Origin of the sequence: Tropicimonas isoalkanivorans, from assembly GCF_900112335.1 — a bacterium.
GTDB classification, from domain to species: Bacteria; Pseudomonadota; Alphaproteobacteria; order Rhodobacterales; family Rhodobacteraceae; genus Tropicimonas; species Tropicimonas isoalkanivorans.
Window position 1 is genome coordinate 1 of the sequence record NZ_FOLG01000039.1, and the last position, 4686, is coordinate 4686.

The window sequence follows — 4686 nt, forward strand, 5'->3', positions numbered from 1 at the left end:
ACTACAACCGTTAGGCTGTCCGCCGTGGCGACCTGATCAGCCTTGGACCTCTCCGAAGGTCGGCGCTCTTACACCATCTCTCGGGGCACTACCTCGCGCGCCGTCAACCCGCTGTCATTGGTCGGCACGCCTTGAGACAAGGCGAGACCGGGCAGCAAGCAAAGCGCGAGGATATGGGTCAGCCTAGACTTCAATGTCACCCTCCGGGCCGCCGAGGGGTGTGAAGCTGCAATCAGATGCTGTGGGTGCCGTCGAAGCCAAGAACGTGAAGCAATTGGCCTGCGGTTCCTGGTACTGCGCGCAGGACGCCAAGGCGCCGAGCGCGGCGAGAAGCAACAAAATCCGTGTCATGAAATCCTCCAGAAATCAGCGTGATCGCGGTAATCGGCGCCGACCAGCGCCTCACCTTTCTCCATGCCGCCGAGAATGGTGAGATTGGGTCCGAGGGCGCTCAGATCGGCATCGACGACGATCGAGCCCTGGTCATCTCGGATGAGCGCAAGGCGGCTGTCGCTGCCGGTGTTGAGCAGCACGTCGAGTTCCTTCTCGTAGAGGTTCAGCATCGCGTAGTCGGCCGCATGGGCGCGGATGTTCGGAAGCAGGATTTGTGTCGGCACAGCTTCGACGATGGTCTTGCCGGTCCGGGTGCGCTCGAGCTGGCTGGCGTATTGCGTCATCATTACCGCGACAGTGTTCTGCTTGCGCGCGGTCACCAGCCAGTTCGACAGCCGCTCGGCGAAATACGCGTTATCGAGCGCCTTCCAGGCCTCGTCGATCACGATGATGGTGGGGCGCCGATCCTCGATCTCGCGCTCAACCCGGCGGAAGAGATAGGAGAGGACGGCCATGCGTTCCTTCTCGGCCTCGCTGTCGAGAATGCCGGTCAGATCGAAGCCCACCACATTGCCCTTCAGCGAGAAAGTGTCTTCCAGCGTCTGTCCGAAGATCCAGCCGTAGCGGCCCTCTTCGGTCCACTCGAGCAGCCGCTGGTGCAGATCGCCGCCATCGTCGGTCGAAACGAACAGCGATGCGAAGTCGCGCCAGTTCCGCAAGGCTGGGTTCGTGGCCTGCGCATTCTGGCGCACGACCTCCTGAATGCGATTTGTTTGCGCGGGCGTCAGCGGCTTGTCGGCACGATAGAGCAGGGTGGCGAGCCAGTCCGAGAGCCAGGCGGTGCCGCGCGCATCGGTCTCGGTCCAGAGCGGGTTGAGGCCCGTGGGTTGGCCGGCTTTGAGCGATGCGTAGCGCCCGCCGTTGGCGCGGACCGCCATCTCCATACCAAAACGGTAGTCGAAGACGAAGATCCGCGCCCCTGCTCGACGGGCTTGCGTCATGAGGAAGGCCGAGAGGACCGACTTGCCTGACCCGGGTCGTCCCATGATCAGCGTATGCCCGCTGGTCGGTTCTTTGTCGGGCGAGCCTTGCTCGTGATAGGAAAACCGGTATGCGCTCTGCTCGGGCGTGGGCAGACAGGTGATAACCTTGCCCCAGGGTGTTTTCTCAGCAGGCTTGCCAAGCTGAGTCCGGTGAAATGCTGCGAAATCCGCGAAGTTTCGATTGGTGATCGCACTGGCACGCACGCGCTTGGGCTGGTTGCCGGGATGCTGACTGAGGTAATGCGCCTTGGCCGCGACCCGCTCGCCGATCATCTTCACGCCTTCGGCGGCCGCGGCGTTCACGATCTCGGCGCTCAAGCTCTGCAACTCGTCCAGCGTATCGCAGAAAATCGTCACGACCATGTGGTGCTCGCCGAAGCTCTGCCGCTTGGCCTCCAGATCATCGGCAGCGATATCGAGGGCTTCCATGAGCGAGAGGGCCGCGTCCTGGCTGGCCTGCATCTGGCGCTTCTGGCGCTTGATCCGGCCCGCCATGAGGTTCGAATTGATCGGCGTGAAGGAATGCGTGACGATCATGTCGACCGGCAGGTTCAGCATGTCGAACATGGTGCAGGAGGTGCCTTCCGAGTATTCCCCGATGGTGAAACTCTTGCCGTAGCGGTGTCCCACGACGCCTTCGGAGAGTTCGAAGTGATCGCCTTGAAACGTCACTCGCGTGTTGGCGACGTTGAAGGACAGGAAGCCATAGGTGTTCGCCGGATAGAGCGGCAGTTCCTGGCCAGTGTTGAGGGCCCCTAGGAAGCCAATCAACTCGCCGGACTTGGCCGAAAGCACACGTGGGTTAAGCTCCGTCAGGCCAGACAGGAACACGTTCACGGCCTCGCCCAATCGGCGAAGGCGCTTCTCGGTCGCTTCCTTGAGGCGATCCGGCGCGCTGCGGTTCAGGAATGGCAGGACGCTTTTTGGAGGCGGGCGATGGATGATCGTAAGGGTGAGCGTCTTGTCGCGCAGCCCGCTGGTCTCTAGCTTCTTGCGCCAGAGCCGGTCGACTTCTCCCGCGAAACTGTCCTCGCGCAGCGGCTCGAGGTCCGGCGTGATCGCCTTCGAGACCTTATGGACGTAATAGCTGAACTCCGGCCCCAATTGCGCAATGATCCGGGCAAAGAGCGCGGTCACCTTGTCGAGATAGGCGTCATCGGTCGTATAGCTATTGACCCCGTCGAGCCGGATGCACTGGAAAAGCTCGTTGACCCGGGTCCGCACGGTCTGGTGATCGACGAGGCTCACATAGGGCAGCATGTGCGCGAGGCGGGTCTCGCGCGCATACCACTCCGGCGTCATCGTGCGGAGATCAAGCGCGGCTTCACGGGGCATAGCTGTCCCCGCCGTGGATGGAGCGGTTCCGCGTGGGCGGCGTCTCTTGCAGCGCCGTCATCATCACGTCGATGAAACGCGGATCCCAGTCCGCGGCCTTCCAGAGAACCGGGTAGAGCAGGGCGGCTACGCCCAGCACCGCAATGTGCTGGACCCAGACGAACAAGAGCACCGAGCCGAAAAGCCAGACCATCGCGTACATGATGGGCAGGCCCAGAAGCTTCGGAGGGCGCACGAGGCCCAGAAAGAGAGGCGCGCGCTCAGCCACCGGCGAAAACCGCGGCGACGATGGTGGGAGCGGCCGCAACACCAGCGATCCCGACGAGGACCCAGAGCGCCTGACGCAGATCGATGATATTGAAGAACCAGCTCAAGAAAACGCCAAGGACCGCGAGTGTGGCGATCACGACGCCGAGCGGGCCGGTTAGAGCATCGACAATGCCCTGCAACAAGCTTTGGATCGGGGATAGATCGATGCTTTGGGCAAGGGCGGGCTCGGCAATGAGCAGGAATAGCGCCAGTGAGGCGACAAAGAGGTTTGAAATCTGTCTCATGAATTTGATCCTTCCAATCGGGCCACGACGGCCATGACGCGGGCCACATGGTTCTGGGTTTCTCGGTAGGGGGGAATGCCGCCGTACTGGCGGATCGCATCGGGTCCGGCGTTGTAGGCTGCGAGGGCAAGGCGTGGATCGCCAAACGTGTCCAACATCATCGCGAGGTAGCGGGCGGCCCCGTCGAGGTTCTGCAGCGGGTCACGCGGGTCAACGCCGAGATCACGGGCAGTGGCGGGCATCAGCTGGCCAAGGCCTATAGCGCCCGCGCTCGAGATCGCATCCTGTCGATAGGCGCTCTCAACCTCGATATTGGCCCGATAGAGAGCCAGCCAATCGGTCACGGAAAGCCCCGCGCGACGCAGGCCCGGATGGCCGGCATAGCGCAAGGCCGTGGTCTGAATCCCAGAGAGAACATCGGCGCGGGGCAGGGGAGTCAGGCGGGCAAGGGCCGCAACTTGGACGCCCTCTTGCTCGTCCTCTACCTCGCCGAAGATTGCGATCCCATCGGAGGCCGAACCCTGACCAATCCCGTCATTGTAGTTTCGAGCAAAGCTGCTTTGGGAGCGGGACGGGGTCAGGGAGCCGTCGCTCTCCATGACCAGGACCATTTGCGCTGAAGCTGGCGCTGTGACCAGCCAGAGACAGACGAGGCTAGCTGCCAGTGCCCTTTTCTGATGGGGCTTTGTCTGGCGGGGCGAGTTTGTGCGTACGGCTTGTCCCCGCCTCAAGCGGCAGGTCGACATGCGCAAAACCAAGGCCAATGAAGAAAGACACCACGCCAGAGATCGTCTTGAACTCGCGGATCTTGATGTCGTTATAGGTCGTCCGAGTACGGGCCGTGACCAGCAGCTTCTCCACGCCTTCGTTGGAGACCACACGCATGATCCAGACCCCGTAATAGCTGGGGCCTTTCTTGTGTGCCGATTCTTGGCACAGGATTTCTGCGCTATAGCCGCTTTCCACGAGTTCGCGGAAACGTGCTTCCGTAACCACATTTGGTGCTTCGATGTCCCAGTTCATGGCCCGGCTCACGCTTTCTCCAATGGCGCGACCCTAGGCATTCCCACTTGAAGCCCAGAGTTACGATAGTATATTATCAACCGCAAGATGTAATATCATGCTTTGGCTGTAGTTTGGTCACGCAAACACTAGTCTCGGCCAGTGTCCGCGATCAAGGAGATAACAGGTTTGAGAAACCCGAGGTTGATATGCCTGCTCCCATTGCAAGCTCTGGCCCTTCTGATCTGCGTTCCCGGGCCGGTTTTGGCGGAATCCTGCTTCGCTCCACCCCGTCCCTTCCTGCCAAGTGATTCGCAGGCCGCGCGGGACTATGCGGCTATCATCCGCAGCGATTTCGAAAATTACATCCAGGATATCCAGAGCTATTTCCGTTGCCTCGACAGCGAACGCGCCCGCGC

The 4686-nt window shown here is 61.4% G+C and carries 7 protein-coding genes; 1 reads left to right on the forward strand and 6 read right to left on the reverse strand.

The features are described 5' to 3' along the window. Nucleotides 1-183 precede the first annotated feature (183 nt). From BM075_RS24585 to BM075_RS23885, 6 genes are read right to left on the reverse strand one after another with little or no spacing between them, the layout of a single operon-like run. Nucleotides 184-351, reverse strand: a complete 168-nt coding sequence (locus tag BM075_RS24585; RefSeq protein WP_177208476.1) for a hypothetical protein — start codon at nt 349-351, stop codon at nt 184-186. After that, the gene (locus tag BM075_RS23865; RefSeq protein ID WP_093363099.1) at nt 348-2711 is read right to left on the reverse strand and encodes a VirB4 family type IV secretion/conjugal transfer ATPase; all 2364 of its coding nucleotides are present in this window, start codon (nt 2709-2711) and stop codon (nt 348-350) included. Before BM075_RS23865 ends, BM075_RS24585 begins: the two co-directional genes overlap by 4 nt. Beyond that, complete coding sequence (locus BM075_RS23870; protein ID WP_012187324.1) at nt 2701-2979, reverse strand: VirB3 family type IV secretion system protein; 279 nt, start codon at nt 2977-2979, stop codon at nt 2701-2703. Before BM075_RS23870 ends, BM075_RS23865 begins: the two co-directional genes overlap by 11 nt. Then, complete coding sequence (locus tag BM075_RS23875) at nt 2972-3265, reverse strand: TrbC/VirB2 family protein (protein ID WP_012187323.1); 294 nt, start codon at nt 3263-3265, stop codon at nt 2972-2974. Before BM075_RS23875 ends, BM075_RS23870 begins: the two co-directional genes overlap by 8 nt. Beyond that, nucleotides 3262-3876 carry a lytic transglycosylase domain-containing protein gene (locus BM075_RS23880; protein WP_093363100.1) on the reverse strand — a complete coding sequence of 205 codons (615 nt, stop codon included), beginning with the start codon at nt 3874-3876 and terminating at the stop codon, nt 3262-3264. The genes BM075_RS23875 and BM075_RS23880 overlap by 4 nt, the downstream gene beginning before the upstream one ends. A 43-nt stretch (nt 3877-3919) precedes the next feature. Next, complete coding sequence (locus tag BM075_RS23885) at nt 3920-4288, reverse strand: hypothetical protein (protein ID WP_093363101.1); 369 nt, start codon at nt 4286-4288, stop codon at nt 3920-3922. Between the two features lie 210 nt (nt 4289-4498). On the opposite strand from BM075_RS23885, the gene BM075_RS24705 reads away from it, so the two are divergent. Beyond that, nucleotides 4499-4686 (forward strand): hypothetical protein (locus BM075_RS24705; RefSeq protein ID WP_093363102.1); only part of this gene is annotated, 188 nt, incomplete at its 3' end.